Below are 19,141 nucleotides of genomic sequence, written 5' to 3'. Positions count from 1 at the left end.
ATCAGCTGCGCCCCGGTCATTTTTTTCGGAAAATACAAAGAAAAAACCCAGCCAAAGGCTGGGTTCTTAATGATGGCAGGGGTGCAGGGATTCGAACCCCAGAATGGCGGGATCAAAACCCGCTGCCTTACCGCTTGGCTACACCCCTGCAGCAAACTGCAGAAATCTTACTTGCTTGGTGCGGAAGAAGAGACTCGAACTCTTACGCCTCGCGGCGCTGGAACCTAAATCCAGTGCGTCTACCAATTTCGCCACTTCCGCATGCATGAGAAAAGTAAAGTGGTGGCTACAGCGGGAATCGAACCTGCGACCCCAGCATTATGAGTGCTGTGCTCTAACCAGCTGAGCTATGTAGCCACATTGTCTTAGTCGTCCTAAGCAAGTGGCGCGTATTATGCTCATGCGGTTTTTTTGCGTCAACCGTTTTTTTGCCTCAATCCGTGCCGAACGGCTCGTTTGCTGATTTTCTGCCCATGTTGCTGCCGTTGCAAGCAAAAATAGCTGGATTGAGCGCTTAACTTTTGGCGAATTGGCATTTTTCTTATAGCATCCGGTGCAGTAAAAATAAAAACCAAGACGCCTGACCGGCGCCAAAACGAGACGAGTCCATGAGTACCACGACAGCGCGCTGGCCGCGTTCCATCCCTTTTATTATCGCCAATGAGGCCTGTGAGCGGTTCAGCTTTTATGGCATGCGTAATATTCTGACGCCATTTTTAATGACTGCTCTGCTGTTGTCTGTACCCGAGCACCTGCGGGCCGGCGAAGCCAAAGATGTGTTTCACTCCTTTGTGATTGGGGTCTACTTCTTTCCTTTATTGGGCGGCTGGCTGGCCGACCGGTTATTGGGCAAATACCGTACTATTTTGTACCTGAGCATTGTTTATGTGATTGGCCATTTGTTTCTGGCGCTGTTTGAACACAGTAAAGAAGGGTTTTACACCGGCCTGTTTTTAATTGCGTTAGGGTCCGGTGGCATTAAACCGCTGGTGTCGGCTTTTATGGGCGACCAGTTTGATCAAAGCAATAAACAGCTGGCACAAAAGGCCTTTGATATTTTTTACTTCACCATCAACTTTGGCTCCTTCTTCGCTTCCTTACTCATGCCGCTGACGCTGAAGTATTTTGGCCCTGCCGTGGCCTTCGGCATTCCGGGGTTATTGATGGCGTTGGCGACTTTCTTCTTCTGGCTGGGACGCAAGAAGTATGTGCATGTGGCACCAGAACCAAAAGACCCACACAGCTTCTTGAAAGTGGTGAAGACGGCACTCACGGCGAAACAGCAGGGGCAGGCCAATCCTGGTTTGTATCTGGCGCTGGTGGGTCTTGCCCTGGCGTTATTTAGTTTAAGTCAGACGCCCGCTTTGGGTTTTGTGGCGGCTTTCTGTCTGGCTTTAGTGCTGCTGATGGGATTTGGTGGCGCTGGTGCAGCGCTGCAGCTGGAACGGGCCCGTGGTATGCACCCGGATGCCGCGGTCGATGGTGTGCGCTCTGTTTTGCGTATTCTGATCCTGTTTGCGCTGGTTACCCCCTTCTGGTCCTTGTTTGACCAAAAAGCCTCTACCTGGATTTTGCAGGCCAATGAGATGAGTAAACCGGACTGGTTTGAACCTGCAATGATGCAGGCGCTGAACCCCTTGTTGGTGATGTTGCTGATCCCTTTTAACCACCTGCTGTTATTCCCACTGCTGCAGCGCGCTGGCCTTAAAATTACCGCACTGCGCCGGATGGGCGCCGGTATTGCCTTTGCTGGTCTTGCCTGGATTGTGATTGGTTCTGTGCAGCTGATGATGGATGGCGGCACCGTGATGTCCATTGTCTGGCAGGTATTGCCTTATGCCTTACTGACCTTTGGGGAAGTACTGGTGTCGGCCACAGGCCTGGAATTTGCTTACAGCCAGGCTCCGGCCGCAATGAAAGGCACCATTACCAGCTTCTGGCAGCTGTCGGTCACAGTCGGTAACTTGTGGGTGCTTTTAGCCAATAACAGCATCCGCAGCGAAACGGTGCTGTCGCATGTGGCGGCCACAGGCTTGTCACAAACCGCATTTTTGATGTTCTTCTTCGCCGGTTTTGCATTGGTTGCTGCCGCAGTGTTTGCCTTGTATGCCCGCAGCTACACCATGTTGGATAACTACCGCTCCGCTTCGGCATAAAGGGTGGGTGGGGCCAATCACCGTAACTGCTGCATTGGTCCCATATTTCCTGCCGCTGAACCAGCCACTGCTGGTTGAATTTATTTGTGATAATGTAGCATTTTTTGATGTCTGAATTTCCCTCAAAGGAGCTCGCTGTTGAAGTTTGTTCTGAGCCTGATGGCATTAAGTATCAGCACTGCTGTGGCCGCCGCTGAAACTACAGGCGTTGCAGCCGCAGGAACCACCGCTGAAGCACAGGTGGAGCGTATTTCGGTCAGCGGGGTACGGGGGCGTTTATCGCAGCAGGGGCGTTTGCAGGATGTGCTGCTGAAGACCGAAAGTCTGGATGCCAGTTTTCTGCAAGATAAAAACGCCTTTAACCTGACCACCGCCTTGCAGGATGAACCCGGTGTACGGGTGTCGAATGAGTGTTCAATGTGTGGCGCCAAGCGGGTGATGCTGAACGGCATGCGGGGTGAACACACCACTATTCTGGTTGACGGTTTGCCGGTCTTTACCATGCTCTCCGGCTTTTATGCCCTCGATGCAGTGGCCACTGCCGGTTTAGATCGGATTGATGTCGCCCGGGGGGCTGGGGCTTCTTTATTGGCACCTGAGGCTATTGGTGGCACTGTGAACCTGGTCAGTAAAGAGGCATTGGAAGACAGCACCATGCTGGACGCCTCTTTTGGCAGCAAAGACTTACGCACAGTGCAGTTGCACCATTCCGGCATCAGTGACGACGACGCGACCGGCTGGACTTTCACAGGCCAGCATGACAGCCGCGATCAGTATGATGAAGACGACAATGGCGTGTCAGAAACCCCTTATTTGCGTAATAACAGCCTGACCGCGCGTTTAAGCCATGATCTGTCTGAACACACCAACACCGTATTTCGTGTCAGTACTGTCAGTTCCGAAGTGTTCGGCGGCCCAGTGCTTGGCCGCACCACCCAGTCCATCAGCGCCGCTTTGGATGGGTATGACGCAGAGCCTTCTGAGCAATTGTTTGAAGGCGGTACCATCAGAGGCCGTTACATAGGCAAGGCCTGGGAAACCACAGAGTGGGTCAAAACCGAACGCAGCGAGGCCTATAACAAATGGTTGCATGAGCTGAACCCGGACTGGTCGATGGAGGCGGCGGTCAGTTACGCCAAACATCAGCAGGATTCCTTTTACGAAGGCATTGACTATGCAGCCAACAACGACATGGTGTACGGTCGCCTGCAGTTTGACCAGCAGGTGAATGACCAGATCCAAATGACCTATGGCCTGGATCTGCGTGATGAACAGATGCGCTCTGACACGGACGCCTTGTCAGCCGTACCTGCTTTTGTGTCCGACAGCTTTGATTACCAAACCCAGGGCTTCTACAGCCAGCTGTACTGGCAGCCCAGTGATGTATTGGATTTAGCCCTGGCACTGCGTTACGACCAGGTAGAGGCCGATTTTACCGACCCGAAAAAACCAGGCACTGAAATTGACCAGCAGGTGCTGGCACCGCGGCTGGATATCCGTTATTACCATAATGAAAACTGGACTTCACGTTGGTCGGCAGGCCGTGGGTATCGTGCGCCTTTGTCTTTTTTCGAAAGTGAACACGGCATTCTGGATGCAGAAAAAGGTTTTCAGATTGGGGTGACAGAGCTGGAGCAGTCTGTGTCAGCCAACTACGCCTTAAGTTATGAAAGTGATGGTATAAACGCAACCTTGTCACATGCCTACACTTCAGTGAAGCACCTGGCCAGTCTGGAAGAAACAGACGATGGCACGCCTGTACTGAGCCAGCTGGACGACAAAGCCAGGGTGCAAACCACCGATCTGGTGTTCAGCCTGCCACTGACAGAGCAGCTGCGTTTCAGTGCGACCGCGGAGTACTTCAGTTACGATGACAACTTCCGCCAGAGTTATGCCATAGCACCGGTGGAACGCCGGGCCTCGCTGGATTTTGATTACCACACAGACCAACTGGAAGTGCATCTGGCCTGGGTCTGGTTTGGCAGCCGCGATTTAACCCGATACAGTTATCAAGGTTATGACGACCAGGCCGCGTTGTTGCTTAAACCACAGCGGGCGCCTGCTTATGGTCAGCTCGACAGCAAAATTCAGTGGCAGCTGCAACCGGACGTACAGCTGTATATAGGGGGCACTAACCTGCTGAATATCACCCAAACCCGCAAACACAGTTCGCCTTTGATGTTTGACAGCTCAGGTGGCTATGACGTGGCTTATATCTTCGGTCAGTTGCAGGGCCGCAGTGTGTATGCCGGTGCCCGTTGGACCTTTTAAACAATGAGCCGCCCGCTGGGATCACTATGGCGTTGTGCCGTGTTGTTAATGCCGCTCTGGTGTGCAGCGCCGCTCAGCGCAGCAGACGCCAGGGCGGATAACAGCCAGGCGGCTGTATTGCAGTATCAAAAGTTGCCCCGGCTGAACCAGGCCGCTGCAAGCAGCGGGCGGGCGGCTTTATTGTTACTGTTCGGTCCGGATTGCCGTTTTTGTAAACAACAGGCCCGACTGATGCAACAGCTGCAGCAGCAATGCCCGTCAGTGCAATTGGCCCTTATTGGTGTGCAGGGCTCCAAAGACGAATTACGTCAGGAGATCCGCCAGTTACAAACCAGCCTGCCTGCCTTTGCCGTGACGGCCGCCTTTTTGCGCGCTATTGACGGTGTGGACGCGGTGCCAACCAATTTAATTCTTGATCAGGAAGGCCGCTTGCTGGTCAAACATCGCGGCATGTTGGATGACAACAAACTGCGTCGGTTAAAGCATGGACTGCTGGCACCTGAATGCCAGTGATCAGCGCCCCCTGGCTGGCCCTGCCGGTATAGATCGAAATATTTTCTAAATTTTTCAGACGCTTGGTTATAGTTGTTAAACGACAGATGAATGAACGACTATCGGAGTACGGCCTATGTGGAATTGGTTTGGTCATAACGCATTGCAACGAGAAAATGAGCAGTTAAAGCAGCAAATCCACAAACTGCAGCAAGCGCAGTTGAATGTCAGCCAACAAACTTTGTGCCTGGAGCTGGACCGGCAGGGTAAAATCAGCCAGGCCAATCACAACTTCATGGCAGAACTTGAGTTCAGTCCGACTGAGTTAGTGGGGCGTGCCGTGATCGATCTGGTGCCGGCAGAGCTGCGCAACACAGAGCATTTCCAAAAATTGTCCCATGCGGTCAGTCACGGCAGCTTTTGGGTCGGTGCCTGGCAGGTCAGTAATTCGCAAAAGCAGCTGTTCTGGTTAAGGGCTGCGGTTTGTCCGATAAAAGACAGTCAGGGGCAAGTGGAATACTTTGATCTGTACGCCACCAACCTGACCCGCACTATTGAAAGCTCACAGCAACATGAAGCACTGATCCGTGCCATGCAGCGTTCGACAGCCGTTATTGAGTTTGACATGGGCGGCCATGTGCTGACGGCCAATGATTTGTTTCTGAAAGGCATGGGATACCGACTGGACGAAATTCAGGGGAAACACCACCGGATCTTTTGTTCGCCACAAATCAGCCAGAGTGCGGAGTATGCACAGTTTTGGAAGCAGCTGCAGCAAGGGCATTTTGTGGCGTCGCGTTTTCAGCGGGTGGATAAAGCCGGGCGGGAAGTCTGGCTGGAAGCCTCCTATAACCCGATTAAAGACGGCAGGGGGAAGCTGGTGAAGGTCGTCAAGTTCGCCACCCTGATCACTGAGCAGGTGCGGCAGGAGCAGGAAATTGCCAGCGCCGCTCATGTCGCCTATGAAACCTCGCAGGCAACGGACAGCAGTGCGCAACATGGCATGCAGGTGATGCAGCAAATGGCGGAGGTGATGGCGCAGCTGGAGTCGCAAATGCAAAAGGCGGTGGTGAATATCAACGATTTAGCCACTCAGTCTCAGCTGATTGGTTCCATCATCCAAAGCATCAGCAGTATTGCTGAACAGACGAATCTGCTGGCTCTGAATGCGGCCATTGAAGCGGCACGGGCTGGCGATCAGGGCCGGGGCTTTGCTGTGGTGGCCGATGAAGTGCGTCAGCTGGCTTCGCGTACCAGCGCCGCCACAGTGGAAATTGTCGATGTGGTCAGTAAAAACCAGCAGTTGTCCGGCAATGCGGTCAGCATTATTGAAGGCGGTCAGCAACAGGCGAAAGCGGTGAACGAGTTAGTTGTTCAGGCGCAACAAGGCATTCATCAAATACAGGATGCGGCCAAAAGAGTGGTGGATGCCGTGTCGCAGTTTGCTCACCGTATAGCAAAATGATGGCTCTGTGATGCGAAAGGCCGGCGTCACGCCAACCTTCACCTGAACATTAGGTAAAAAAAACCGGACTCAAAAGTCCGGTTTTTTCCAGGGCTGAAGACTTACACGTTAAACAAAAAGTGCATCACGTCGCCGTCTTTTACGACATAGCCTTTCCCTTCCACGCGCAGCTTACCGGCATCTTTGGCGCCGGCTTCGCCGTTGCAGGCGATAAAGTCGTCGAAGGAGACTACCTGGGCGCGGATAAAACCTTTTTCAAAGTCGGTGTGAATCACACCGGCCGCTTGTGGGGCTGTGGCGCCAACAGGGATGGTCCAGGCCCGTACTTCTTTGACACCGGCGGTGAAGTAGGTGTGCAGGTTCAGCAGTGAGTACCCGCCACGAATGACGCGGTTCAGGCCTGGCTCTGTTAAGCCCATAGACTCGAGGAATTCGGCTTTTTCGTCGTCTTCCAGTTCAGAAATTTCCGATTCAATAGCGGCACAGACCGGTACCACAATGGCGCCTTCTTTGGCGGCAATTTCACGCACGACGTCTAAATGCGGGTTGTTTTCAAAGCCATCTTCCAGCACGTTGGCAATGTACATGGTGGGCTTGATGGTCAGGAAGTTCATGTAGGACACCAGCGCTTTTTCTTCTGGTGACAGCTCCAGCTGGCGTAAGGTCAGGCCTTGTTCCAGGTGGGCTTTGACTTTTTCCAGCACGTCGATTTCAGCTTTGGCGTCTTTGTCACCGGCTTTGGCTTTTTTGCTGACCCGGAAAATGGCTTTTTCAGCACTGTCCATATCGGCCAGTACCAGTTCCATATTGATGGTGTCGATGTCATCCGCCGGGTCGACCTTGTTGGCAACGTGGATCACGTTGTCGTCTTCAAAACAGCGCACCACATGACCAATGGCGTCCGTTTCACGGATATTGGCCAGGAACTTGTTGCCTAAACCTTCACCTTTAGACGCGCCTTTGACTAAACCTGCAATGTCCACAAATTCCATGGTGGTGGGCAGAATACGCTGCGGGTTCACAATAGCGGCCAACTGATTCAGTCGTGGGTCCGGCACTGGTACTACGCCTGTGTTTGGTTCGATAGTACAAAACGGGAAGTTCGCTGCTTCAATGCCTGCTTTGGTCAAAGCATTAAACAGAGTGGATTTACCGACGTTGGGTAAACCAACGATGCCACATTTAAAACCCATGGACGTATTCCTTAAGTGCTGAGCCACAACTGAGTAGGCGCCGCAATGGCTGCGCCCTGTATGCCTTGGGCCCTCAGGCCGTGGCGGTAAAACTGTGTAAACGGTGCTGGGCTTTGACGAGGCCGTCTTTTTGCCACAGCTCAAGGCAGCGCAGGGATTCGTCCAGCGCGTCCTCTATTAATTTTTGTTCGGTTTGTGGGGCTTTGCCCAGCACATAACCTGTGACTAAATCTTTATGGCCCGGATGGCCAATACCCAGGCGCAACCGGTAGAAGTTGGCATTATTGCCTAATTTGCTGGTGATGTCTTTTAAACCATTGTGACCGGCATGGCCACCACCCAGTTTAAATTTGGCCAAACCCGGTGCTATTGCCATCTCGTCATGCGCCACCAGAATCTGCTCCGGATTGATCTTAAAAAACTGCGCCATCGCGGCCACGGCTTTTCCACTGACATTCATATAAGTGGTCGGGATCAATAACTTCACTTCCTGACCGTTCAGCAAAAATTTGCCAGTCAGGCCATGGTACTTCGGGTCGGCTTTTAACGGGGCGTTATAGCGGCGGGCCAGTTGTTCAACAAACCATTGGCCGGCATTGTGGCGGGTCTTCTCATACTCGGGGCCTGGATTACCCAGGCCCACGATCAGCTGAACAAAGTCAGACATTACTCAGCAGTTTCTTCCGCTTTACCAGCTGGTTTGTTTACAGAAACAACAGCCTGGTCATGGCCAGCGCCTTTAGCCAGTTCAGCGATAGTCACGCCGGCTGGAACTTTCAGGTCTGACAGGTGCAGAGTTTGACCTACTTCAACGTTGGCCAGGTCAACTTCGATGAACTCTGGCAGGTTCTGTGGCAGCACAGAAATTGCGATTTCGTTGATGTGGTGAGCAACGATACCACCTTTCTTCGCAGCAGCAGCTTCGTTGATGAAGTGTACTGGAACTACAGTGTGCAGTTCATGGCCAGCTTCAACGCGTTGGAAGTCAACGTGCATTACTTTTGGCTTGAACGGGTGACGCTGCATCGCTTTGACGATAGCTTTTACGTCTTCACCGCCCACTTTGATGGTCAGGATGTGAGTGTAGAAACCTTCGTTGGCTTGAGCCTGGATCAGCTTGTTGTGTTCCAGAGTGATCGACAGCGCTTCCTGGTGACCGCCATAGATGATGGCTGGTACTTTATCCGCATGACGCAGGCGGCGGCTCGCACCTTTCCCCAAGTCTGTACGGACTTCGGCATTTAATACATAAATGTCAGACATTTTAATCTCCAAAATAAAGGTAATCCCAAAACCCGCGACCTGGTTTTGGGGAGGGTTTTCTCGGCTGGCCTTTCGGCTGGCGGAAAAAAGCGCGCTATGGTAGCACCGGCGCCTTGCTCCCGCAAGTTTAACCTGGGGTCAGAGTAGTACTCTGACCCCAACTCTGATCCTTTACAGCAATTGCTTCCATTGATAGAGAAGCTCCAGCGCCTGACGGGCACTGAGCTGATCCGGGTCCAATGCCTGCAGCTGCTCCAGCACGGGGTGCGGTTCCGGTTCACTAAACAAGGTTTGTTGCACAGGCGCTGAGGCCGGGCTTATTGTGGTGGCTGAGCCTGCCGATTGTTGCTCCAGTTGCCGCAACTTTTGTTTGGCTTTTTGGATCACCACTTTGGGCACACCGGCCAGCTGGGCCACCTGCAAGCCATAACTTTTGCTGGCGGCACCGTCCTGCACCTGGTGCATAAACACAATGTGCTCGTCGTGCTCCACCGCATCCAGATGAATATTGGCCAGACCTGGTAATTGGGACGCCAGTTCGGTCAGTTCAAAATAATGGGTGGCAAATAAGGTCATGGCTTTCAGTTGCTGTGCCAGGTATTCAGCACAGGCCCAGGCCAATGACAAACCATCGTAAGTACTGGTGCCGCGGCCAATTTCGTCCATCAGCACCAGGCTCTGGGCCGTGGCATGGTGCAAAATGGTGGCGGTTTCGGTCATTTCCACCATAAAGGTGGAGCGGCCAGAGGCGAGATCGTCCGATGCACCAACCCGGGTAAAAATGCGGTCGACCGGGCCGAGTACAGCGTGTTGCGCCGGCACAAAGCAGCCGATATAGGCCATTAACACTATTAACGCAGTCTGGCGCATATAGGTGGATTTACCGCCCATATTGGGGCCTGTGATCATCAGCATACGCCGCTCTGGTGACAGCTGCAGCGGGTTGGCAATAAAAGGCTCTGCCATCACCTGTTCCACCACAGGGTGGCGGCCGGCCTGAATAGCAATACCTGCTTCTGTGCTCAATGTCGGCTGACTGTAGTTCAGCTGTTGTGCCCGCTCAGCAAAGTTGGCCAGCACATCCAGCTCGGCAATGGCCTGTGCCAGGTTTTGCAGCGCATCCAGATACACCGCCGTGTGTTCAAATAACTGCTCGTACAGCTGCTTCTCCAGTGCCAAGGCTTTGCTTTGGCTGCCCAGCACCTTGTCTTCGTATTCTTTCAGCTCAGGAATAATATAGCGTTCGTTATTCTTTAAGGTCTGGCGGCGCTGATAGTCAGCCGGCACCTGGTCGGATGCAGAGCGGCCGGTTTCAATGTAGTAGCCATGAATTTTGTTGTAACCCACTTTCAATGACGCAATGCCGGTGCGTTCACGTTCACGTAGCTCCAGCTGCTCCAAATAGTCGGTAGCGCCTGTGGCCAGCGCACGCCATTGGTCCAGTTCGCTGTGGTAGCCGTCGGCAATCACACCGCCATCACGGATCAGCACAGGCGGGTTTTCCACTATGGCACGTTCAAGCAAAGCGCACAGTTCAGGTTGCGGCACTGTGGCTTGTTTCATTTGACTCAACAGCGGGCTGCCAAGGGGCCGCAGGCTGTGGCTGAGCTCCGGCAATAACTGCAGGGTGGAACGCAGACGGGCAAAATCCCGTGGCCGGGCAGAGCGCAGTGCCAGTCGGGCGACTATACGTTCTAAATCACCCACTTGTTTAAGTTGCGGCTGCAGTTCGGCGTAATAGCTTTGCAGCTCAGCCACCGCCTGATGCCGCGCCTGCACACGGGACTGGTTGCGCAGCGGGGCGTGGATCCAGCGCTTTAATAAGCGGCTGCCCATGGCGGTCTGGCAGCGGTCCAGCACAGCCGCCAGCGTATGTTCGGTCTGGCCCGACAAACTTAAGGTCAGCTCCAGATTGCGGCGGGTGGCCGCGTCCAGAATAATGCTGTCCTGATGCCGTTCCAACGCAATAGCACGGATATGCGGTAACTGACTGCGTTGGGTGTCTTTCACATAGGTCATCAGACAACCGGCCGCCATTAAGGCCACCGGGGCTTCGTCCACACCGAAACTGGCTAAATCACGGGTGCCGAATTGTTGCGTCAGCAGGCGCTGTGCACTTTGCAGGTCAAACTCCCATTCCGGGCGGCGGCGGGTGCCTTTGCGCTGCAATACGGTATCAGGCCAGGGCTGGTCTTCACTGTACAACAGCTCGGCCGGGCTTAAGCGCTGCAGCAGCGCCAGTAGGTCGTCGATATGACCAACCTGATTGGTCAGGAAGCGGCCGCTGCCAAGGTCGAGCCAGGCCACACCGTACTGCTGTTTATGCTGGTAAATGGCCGCAATCAGATTGTCCTGCCGCTCTTGCAGCAGGGCTTCGTCAGTCACGGTGCCAGGGGTGACAATACGCACCACTTTGCGCTCGACCGGCCCTTTACTGGTCGCCGGGTCGCCTATCTGCTCACAGATGGCGGCGGATTCACCCAGTTGCACCAGTTTGGCCAGATAAGCTTCCACGGCATGATGAGGCACACCGGCCATCGGAATGGGCTGGCCAGCCGACTGGCCACGTTTGGTCAGTGAAATATCCAGCAGAGCCGCTGCTTTTTTAGCATCGTCGTAAAACAGCTCATAAAAATCACCCATCCGGTAAAACAATAAAATGTCCGGATGCTGGCTTTTCAGGCCCAGATACTGCTGCATCATCGGGGTGTGCGGACTGGCGGCTTGCCCGGCATAAATTTCTGACGGCATAATAGGTTTCTTATTCCTGTTGGGGTCCACAATGACTATTCCGGCTTCTACCTATCAACTGGCTGCGGATTTAGGAGCGCTATTATTACGGAAAAATCTGGCTATCACCACCGCCGAATCCTGCACTGGTGGCGGTATTGCCTATAGCCTGACTGAAGTGCCCGGCAGTTCGGGCTATCTGGACCGCAGCTTTGTCACCTACAGCAATAAAGCCAAACAGCAACTGTTGAATGTGAAAGCCGAAACCCTGTTGCAACACGGCGCCGTCAGTGAAGCCTGTGTGCTGGAGATGGCCGAAGGTGCAGCCCTGGCAGCTGGCTGTCCGGTGGCGGTGGCGGTATCCGGTATCGCAGGCCCGGGAGGCGGCACCCCAACCAAGCCGGTCGGCCTGGTCTGGTTTGCTTTTCATCTGCACGGGCATCAGGTCAGTGTGCAGCAGTTATTTGCCGGTGACCGAGCCGCGATAAGGCAGCAGGCCATCGATTTTGCTTTGGACCAACTGCTGTTGATGCTGGCCGATTAAATGCTGTTTAAATAACCAGGCCTGTTATTGACAGTCGAAATGAAAAAGACTACTGTATGAGCATACAGCACTTTGGTGCATTCACAGAATTCAGCGGAGACACAGATGGACGACAATAAACAAAAAGCATTGAGCGCAGCGTTAAGCCAAATCGAACGTCAATTTGGTAAAGGCTCCATTATGCGTCTTGGTGATACCCAGGCACTGGATATTGACGCAATTTCTACCGGTTCGTTGGGCCTGGACATTGCGTTGGGTATTGGCGGTTTGCCTTGTGGCCGTATTGTCGAAATTTATGGTCCTGAGTCGTCCGGTAAAACCACGTTAACTTTGCAAGTGGTGGCGGAAGCGCAAAAACTGGGCAAGACCTGTGCTTTTATCGACGCTGAGCACGCGTTAGACCCTGTGTATGCCGCCAAACTGGGTGTGAATGTCAGCGACCTGCTGGTCTCTCAGCCTGACACAGGTGAACAGGCGCTGGAGATCTGTGACATGCTGGTGCGCTCTGGTTCTGTGGATGTGATTATCGTCGACTCGGTAGCCGCTTTAACCCCTCGCGCTGAAATTGAAGGCGATATGGGCGACAGCCACGTGGGTTTGCAGGCGCGTTTAATGTCTCAGGCGCTGCGTAAGCTGACTGGTAATATCAAACGTTCCAACACTTTATGTATTTTCATTAACCAAATCCGCATGAAAATTGGTGTGATGTTCGGTAACCCTGAGACCACCACAGGTGGTAATGCGTTGAAGTTCTACGCTTCTGTGCGTCTGGATATTCGCCGCACCGGTTCCGTGAAAGACGGGGACGAAGTGACAGGGAACGAAACCCGCGTCAAAGTGGTGAAAAACAAAGTGGCGCCTCCGTTCAAACAGGCTGAATTTATCATTATGTATGGTGCTGGGATCAGCAAAACGGGTGAGCTGATTGACCTGGGCGTGCAGCAGAAACTGATTGATAAATCCGGTGCCTGGTATGCCTACCAAGGCAATAAGATTGGTCAGGGTAAAGCCAATGCAATGAAGTTTCTGGAAGAAAACCCAACGGTGGCCAAAGAAATTGAAGCGGAAATCCGTCGCCAGCTGCTGCTGGAACCAGGCAAAGGAGCTCCGACAGCCAGCGAAGATTTTGGCATGATGCCAGAAGATGCTGAGGTGGACCTGTAATTTTACTGGCAGCTCCCGGTCTCAATAAAACACAACACCCGGCAAGTCTGGGTGTTGTGTTTTTATGTCAGATGCAAACTGAACAAATCCTGCCTGCTGCGCCAGGTCTCTCCGTCTTTATGGAGGGTTTAAAATATGCACCTGTTTTTTATCAACCAAAAAAACCGGCCTGCCGGTACAACCTGTTGATCGTGCATTGTCGTTTCATTTGCTGCAAACCAAGGTTTAAGGCCGCAAAAGCTGCTGCACCTTCGGGGTGTTGACGGCTGATCACAAAATGACGGCTGTCATTCAATAACACCGCTATACCGGGAACTGCTTTTAATTCAATTTTTTCCAGAATGAAACTCTGATTTTCATTAGGAAAGAAAGGCATCAGCATAAAATCTGCCCACTGCAGATGCACCATTCTGGCCTGACTTAACCATTCATCTTGCCTGAACAATTGTTTCAGCGGCAACGCCGACAGGGTGGCCCAGTCAGTGTGCCATTTGGGCGTTGATACCGCAGTTAGCTGGCGCAATTGCTCCAGACTGCGCAGCTGAAAGACCTTTTCATTGGCGGGGCTGGCAAAAACACCGGCAAGGTAATCGCCTTTCGCGATAATGGGTTCGGTGATATACACCTGTCCGGCAAATTTTTCTGCATCACTTAGCCAGTAGGTGTCAAAGCTCAGCAGGGAATCGCCATTTTTCAGCATACTGGTGTTGCGGAAGTTGATCTTACCCGGCAGGTATTGAAATTGCCGCTTAAAGCCACCCAGAAGTAACGCCTGGTGCAATAACACCAGGTCAGCCACATCACGACGCATACCTGGGCCGCTGAAGTCATTGATGGCATCCGGAGCACGCCCAGCCAAAAACGTCAGATAGTCGGCATAGACATCATCCCGGATATAGACAGGTATTTTGTCTTCCAGCGCCTGGCATTGCAGCGCCAGGCAGAGCAGCAGCCCCCATACAGCACGCACGTTGATCACCCCGCAACCAGTTTCATTAAGAACAGCATAGGCCGCCTGGTGCAGGTTGTCGCCTGATAGGTTTCATTTGGCCGTCTAAACGTATAGAAGTTGACATATCCAAATCTGCAAGCCAGACTAACGACATTTAAGCACAGGCGTGGAGTAGCGAATGCCCATTAAAGTCATCGATCAATTACCGGCGGTAGAAGCCTTATCGGTGGAAAACGTCTTTGTGATGACGGAAAGCCGGGCGGCGTCGCAGGACATCCGGCCGCTGAAAATTGCCATTCTGAACCTGATGCCCAATAAAGTGGCCACCGAAATTCAATTATTGCGTTTATTGGCCAACAGTCCGTTGCAGGTGGACATTGAACTGATCCGGCTGGATAACCATGTCAGTAAGCACACACCAGAAAGTCATCTGAACTGTTTTTACCGCTATTTCTCTGATGTGCAGCAACAAAAATATGACGGTCTGATAATTACCGGTGCGCCTTTGGGCCTGGTGGATTATGAAGAGGTCAGCTATTGGCCGCAGCTGTCGGAAATTCTGGCCTGGGCCGATAACAACGTGACGTCAACCCTGTTTTTATGCTGGGCGGCGCATGCCGCTTTGTATTATTACTATGGCCTGCAACGGGAAATTCGCGGCGAAAAACTGTCTGGGGTGTACTGGCAGCAGGTGGTGCAACCTTTGTGTCCTTTGGTGCGGGGCTTTGACGATGAATTTCTGGTGCCGCATTCGCGTTATGCTCAGGTACCGAAACAAAAGTACCAGTCTCACCCCGATTTGCATGTGCTGGCTGAAGCGGATCAAACAGGGGCGTATTTGCTGCAAAACAGCACAGGCAGCCGGATTTTCGTCACAGGTCATCCTGAATATGACGTGGGTACACTAAACGACGAATACCAGCGTGATCTGGCTGCCGGACTGAACCCCAAAGTGCCGGAGAATTACTTTCGGCACAATGACCCACTGCAAGGCCCGCTGAAACTCTGGCAAAGCCATGCCTTTTTGTTATTCAGTAACTGGCTGAATTATTATGTCTATCAGGCGACACCTTTTGATCTGCAACAGATAGGACAAGCACAATAAATGAGTTATTCCACTGTCACGCCAGCTCAGCTGGCAGCACTGCTATCTGAACGTATTCTGGTACTGGATGGTGGTATGGGCACCATGATCCAGCAATACAAGTTGCAGGAAGCCGATTACCGCGGTGCTGAGTTTGCCGGCTGGCCTGTTGATGTCAAAGGCAATAATGATTTATTGGTGCTGACCAAACCTGAAGTGATCCTCGACATTCACCGCCAGTATCTGGCGGCTGGCGCTGATATTCTGGAAACCAACAGTTTTAACGCCACACCCATTGCGATGGCCGATTATGAGATGCAGGCCTTGTCGGCCCGAATTAATTATGAATCTGCCCGGCTGGCCCGGCAGGCCTGCGATCAATACAGTACCGCGGACAAACCACGTTTTGTTGCCGGTGTGTTAGGCCCCACGAACAGAACGGCATCCATTTCGCCCAATGTGAATGACCCGGGTTACCGCAATGTGGATTTTGATACCCTGGTCAGTGCCTATAAAGAGTCGACCCATGCACTGCTGAAAGGCGGCGCCGACATCATTATGCTGGAAACTATCTTTGATACCCTGAACGCCAAAGCTGCTGCTTTTGCCGTGCTGGCGGTGTTTGATGAACTGGGGCAGGAATGGCCTGTGATGATTTCCGGCACTATTACCGATGCCTCTGGCCGCACTTTGTCGGGCCAGACCACTGAAGCTTTTTATCATTCGCTGTCCCATGTCAACCCGCTCAGCTTTGGTCTGAACTGTGCGCTTGGCCCGGATTTGCTCCGGCCTTATGTGGAAACCTTGTCAGAGATGGCCGAATGTTATGTCTCTGTGCACCCGAATGCTGGCTTGCCCAATGAGTTTGGTGAGTACGACCTGACCGCCAATGAGATGGCGGCTGAAATTGCCGACTGGGCCAGACAAGGTTTTTTAAATATTGTCGGCGGGTGCTGTGGCAGTACACCGGCGCATATTCAGGCCATCAGTCAGGTGGTGGCGGGCGTCTCCCCCCGGCAGCCGAAGCTGCCGTCCCATCGTTTTTGTTTATCTGGCCTTGAAGCCTTTAGTCTGGAGTGGTAATGCAGCAAGTTCAGGCCCGTTTTATCAATGTTGGCGAACGCACCAACGTTACAGGTTCGGCCCGTTTTAAAAAGCTGATCCTCGAAGGTCAGTATGAAAAAGCGCTGGATGTTGCCCGTCAGCAAGTGGAAAACGGCGCGCAAATCATCGATATCAACATGGATGAGGCCATGCTGGACAGCAAGGCGGCCATGGTGCGTTATCTGAACCTGCTGGCGTCTGAACCGGATATTTCCCGGGTGCCCATTATGGTCGACTCGTCCAAATGGGACGTTATCGAAGCGGCGCTCAAATGCATTCAGGGTAAGCCGGTGGTGAACTCCATTTCACTGAAAGAAGGCGAAGCCATTTTCCTGCATCAGGCCAAACTGCTGCGTCGTTACGGTGCTGCCGTGGTGGTGATGGCCTTTGACGAAAAAGGCCAGGCTGACACCAAAGCCCGTAAAGTGGAAATTTGTCAACGTGCTTACAGGTTGCTGGTGGAGCAAGCCAAATTTCCGCCGCAGGACATTATTTTTGACCCCAATATTTTTGCGGTAGCCACCGGCATTGAAGAGCACAACAACTATGCAGTGGACTTTATTGAGGCCACCCGCGAAATCAAAGCCAGCTGCCCTTACGCCAAAATCTCCGGCGGTGTGTCCAACGTGTCTTTTTCGTTTCGTGGCAACGACCCGGTACGTGAAGCCATTCACTCGGTGTTTTTGTACCACGCCATTGCCGCAGGCATGGACATGGGCATCGTCAATGCCGGTCAACTGGCGGTGTATGACGATATTCCAGAACTGCTGCGTGAGCGGGTCGAGGATGTGATCCTCAACCGCCGGCCGGATGCAACTGAGCGGTTGCTGGAGATTGCCGCAGAGTTTAAAGGCGACGGTGCTGTGGTGGTCAAAGAAGATGAGGCCTGGCGCAGCTGGCCTGTCAGTAAACGGCTGGAACATGCGCTGGTCAAAGGCATTACGGACTTTATTGACGAGGATACGGAAGAAGCCCGCCAGCAGGCGGAGCGGCCTTTGCATGTGATTGAAGGCCCGCTGATGGATGGCATGAATGTGGTCGGCGACCTCTTTGGTGAAGGCAAAATGTTTTTGCCTCAGGTGGTGAAGTCGGCGCGGGTGATGAAGAAAGCGGTTGCTTACTTACAGCCTTATATCGAAGCAGAAAAAGCCGGTACAGGTGCCAGCAGCCAGGGCAAGGTACTGCTTGCTACAGTCAAAGGCGACGTACACGACATTGGCAAAAATATTGTTGGTGTGGTGTTGCAGTGCAATAACTTTGAAGTGATTGACTTGGGCGTGATGGTGCCCTGTGCTCAGCTGCTGCAGGTGGCGAAAGAACAGAATGTCGATGTCATTGGCCTGTCGGGCCTGATCACGCCGTCGCTTGATGAAATGGTGCATGTGGCCAAAGAAATGACCCGCCTGGGTTTTGACGTGCCACTGCTGATTGGTGGCGCCACCACCTCCAAAGCCCATACCGCCATTAAAATTGCCCAACATTACCAGCATGGTGTCGTCTATGTGCCCAATGCGTCGCGCAGTGTCTCCGTGGTGCAGGCGCTGATCAGCAAGGCGCAAAAGCCAGATTTTCTGGCCCGGGTGAATGATGAATACGACAGAGCCCGTGCCCAACATGCCCGCAGCCGCCCCGGTGAGCGCTTACTTACTTTTAGCGAAGCACAGCAGAATAAATTCCCGCTGGATTTAACCAAAGTGGCGCCAGCGCCGAAGCAGCCTGGTGTGCATCTGTGGGCGGAGGTGGATTTACAGACGTTGCGGGATTATATCGACTGGACGCCATTCTTCCTGACCTGGCAATTGTCCGGCAAATTCCCAGCCATTCTGAACCACCCGGACGTTGGGTTGGAAGCACGTAGGGTGTATCAGGACGCCAATGCGATGCTGGATTTGATGATCCAATCCGGCAAAGTCAAAGGCAAAGCCATCTTCGGTTTCTTCCCGGCCGCCAGTGATGGTGAAGATATAGTGGTGTACCGCGACGAGAGCCGCAGCGAGGAGCAGTGCCGTCTGTACAACCTGCGTCAGCAATTGCAGCTGCGCAACGACGCACCCAATTGCGCACTGGCAGACTTTATTGCGCCAGTGGGCAGTGGCGTCGCCGACTATATCGGCGCTTTTGCGGTCAGCACCGGCTTTGGCGCCGATGAACTGGCCGCAGACTTTGCTGCCGCCCATGACGACTACAACAGCATTATGGTGAAAGCGCTGGCCGACCGGTTGGCCGAAGCGCTGGCTGAATACCTGCACATGAAAGTCCGGCGTGACTACTGGGGGTATGCGCCGGATGAACAACTGGATAATGAGCAACTGATCCGTGAGTTGTACCAGGGCATTCGGCCAGCGCCCGGTTACCCGGCCTGCCCGGAGCACACGGAAAAAGGCACTTTGTGGCAGTTATTGGATGTTGAAGCCCGAACCGGCATCAAACTGACCGAAAGTTACGCCATGTGGCCGGGCGCGGCGGTTAGTGGCTGGTACTTCGCCCACCCGGACAGCAAGTACTTTGCGGTCAGCAAAATTGGTCAGGATCAATTGGCGGACTATGCGGGTAAAAAAGGCTGGAGCCAGCAAGAAGCGGAAAGCTGGCTGGCACCGAACTTGTCCTGAACCTGCCTTGATCCGCTCTGTCCGGCTCCGCTGTCAGCTTTACTTTGCTGCTTTGGTATCAGTGGTTGAGTCCGCGGGACGGATGGGGCGGGCTGCTGGTTAATTCAGCATTAT

14 protein-coding genes and 3 tRNA genes are annotated in these 19,141 nt (G+C 53.2%); 9 read left to right on the top strand and 8 right to left on the bottom strand.

From position 1 onward, the window contains the following. Window positions 1-73: 73 nt before the first annotated feature. From WKJ04_RS12755 to WKJ04_RS12745, 3 genes are all read right to left on the bottom strand, one after another. Window positions 74-148 (bottom strand) — tRNA-Gln (locus WKJ04_RS12755). 28 nt (window positions 149-176) lie between these two features. Then, window positions 177-261, bottom strand: a tRNA-Leu gene (locus WKJ04_RS12750). Between the two features lie 19 nt (window positions 262-280). Continuing rightward, window positions 281-357 (bottom strand) — tRNA-Met (locus tag WKJ04_RS12745). Between the two features lie 251 nt (window positions 358-608). Here WKJ04_RS12745 and WKJ04_RS12740 point away from each other — a divergent pair. The 4 genes from WKJ04_RS12740 (at window position 609) to WKJ04_RS12725 (ending at window position 6,384) form a co-directional block, all read left to right on the top strand. Beyond that, window positions 609-2,156, top strand: a complete 1,548-nt coding sequence (locus tag WKJ04_RS12740) for an oligopeptide:H+ symporter (RefSeq protein ID WP_337880751.1) — start codon at window positions 609-611, stop codon at window positions 2,154-2,156. 138 nt (window positions 2,157-2,294) lie between these two features. Beyond that, window positions 2,295-4,427 carry a TonB-dependent receptor gene (locus WKJ04_RS12735; protein WP_337880750.1) on the top strand — a complete coding sequence of 711 codons (2,133 nt, stop codon included), beginning with the start codon at window positions 2,295-2,297 and terminating at the stop codon, window positions 4,425-4,427. Window positions 4,428-4,430: 3 nt separating this feature from the next. Then, a complete protein-coding gene (locus WKJ04_RS12730; protein ID WP_337880749.1) occupies window positions 4,431-4,940 on the top strand; it encodes a hypothetical protein in 510 nt (169 codons plus the stop codon). A gap of 115 nt (window positions 4,941-5,055) precedes the next feature. Beyond that, on the top strand, window positions 5,056-6,384 hold the full coding sequence (locus WKJ04_RS12725) for a PAS domain-containing methyl-accepting chemotaxis protein (protein ID WP_337880748.1): 1,329 nt from the start codon (window positions 5,056-5,058) through the stop codon (window positions 6,382-6,384). A gap of 101 nt (window positions 6,385-6,485) precedes the next feature. Here WKJ04_RS12725 and ychF read toward each other — a convergent pair whose 3' ends face one another. From ychF to mutS, 4 genes are all read right to left on the bottom strand, one after another. Further along, the gene (ychF, locus tag WKJ04_RS12720) at window positions 6,486-7,577 is read right to left on the bottom strand and encodes a redox-regulated ATPase YchF (protein WP_337880747.1); all 1,092 of its coding nucleotides are present in this window, start codon (window positions 7,575-7,577) and stop codon (window positions 6,486-6,488) included. A 73-nt stretch (window positions 7,578-7,650) separates the two neighbouring features. Then, complete coding sequence (gene pth / locus WKJ04_RS12715; RefSeq protein ID WP_337842537.1) at window positions 7,651-8,244, bottom strand: aminoacyl-tRNA hydrolase; 594 nt, start codon at window positions 8,242-8,244, stop codon at window positions 7,651-7,653. After that, a complete protein-coding gene (locus WKJ04_RS12710) occupies window positions 8,244-8,840 on the bottom strand; it encodes a 50S ribosomal protein L25/general stress protein Ctc (protein WP_337842538.1) in 597 nt (198 codons plus the stop codon). The genes pth and WKJ04_RS12710 overlap by 1 nt, the downstream gene beginning before the upstream one ends. Window positions 8,841-9,011: 171 nt before the next feature. Next, on the bottom strand, window positions 9,012-11,591 hold the full coding sequence (mutS, locus tag WKJ04_RS12705) for a DNA mismatch repair protein MutS (RefSeq protein ID WP_337880746.1): 2,580 nt from the start codon (window positions 11,589-11,591) through the stop codon (window positions 9,012-9,014). 31 nt (window positions 11,592-11,622) lie between these two features. On the opposite strand from mutS, the gene WKJ04_RS12700 reads away from it, so the two are divergent. Beyond that, window positions 11,623-12,114: a CinA family protein gene (locus WKJ04_RS12700; protein ID WP_337842540.1), complete on the top strand. Its 492-nt coding sequence runs from the start codon at window positions 11,623-11,625 to the stop codon at window positions 12,112-12,114. A gap of 105 nt (window positions 12,115-12,219) precedes the next feature. Further along, complete coding sequence (gene recA / locus WKJ04_RS12695) at window positions 12,220-13,278, top strand: recombinase RecA (RefSeq protein WP_337880745.1); 1,059 nt, start codon at window positions 12,220-12,222, stop codon at window positions 13,276-13,278. A gap of 151 nt (window positions 13,279-13,429) precedes the next feature. Here the strand turns inward: recA and WKJ04_RS12690 are convergent, their stop codons facing one another. Next, window positions 13,430-14,248: a hypothetical protein gene (locus tag WKJ04_RS12690; protein ID WP_337880744.1), complete on the bottom strand. Its 819-nt coding sequence runs from the start codon at window positions 14,246-14,248 to the stop codon at window positions 13,430-13,432. A 160-nt stretch (window positions 14,249-14,408) separates the two neighbouring features. Between WKJ04_RS12690 and metA the strand changes: the two genes are divergently transcribed. From metA to metH, 3 genes are read left to right on the top strand one after another with little or no spacing between them, the layout of a single operon-like run. Then, a complete protein-coding gene (gene metA / locus WKJ04_RS12685; RefSeq protein ID WP_337880743.1) occupies window positions 14,409-15,335 on the top strand; it encodes a homoserine O-succinyltransferase in 927 nt (308 codons plus the stop codon). Then, window positions 15,336-16,397, top strand: a complete 1,062-nt coding sequence (locus WKJ04_RS12680; protein WP_337880742.1) for a homocysteine S-methyltransferase family protein — start codon at window positions 15,336-15,338, stop codon at window positions 16,395-16,397. It abuts the gene before it with no gap. Then, window positions 16,397-19,027, top strand: a complete 2,631-nt coding sequence (metH, locus tag WKJ04_RS12675; RefSeq protein WP_337880741.1) for a methionine synthase — start codon at window positions 16,397-16,399, stop codon at window positions 19,025-19,027. The genes WKJ04_RS12680 and metH overlap by 1 nt, the downstream gene beginning before the upstream one ends. Window positions 19,028-19,141: the final 114 nt, after the last annotated feature.

It is taken from the genome of Rheinheimera sp. (assembly GCF_037442345.1).
GTDB lineage: Bacteria > Pseudomonadota > Gammaproteobacteria > Enterobacterales > Alteromonadaceae > Pararheinheimera.
Note: the sequence above shows the minus strand (reverse complement) of the source record. Positions and strands in the feature narration are given on the sequence as shown.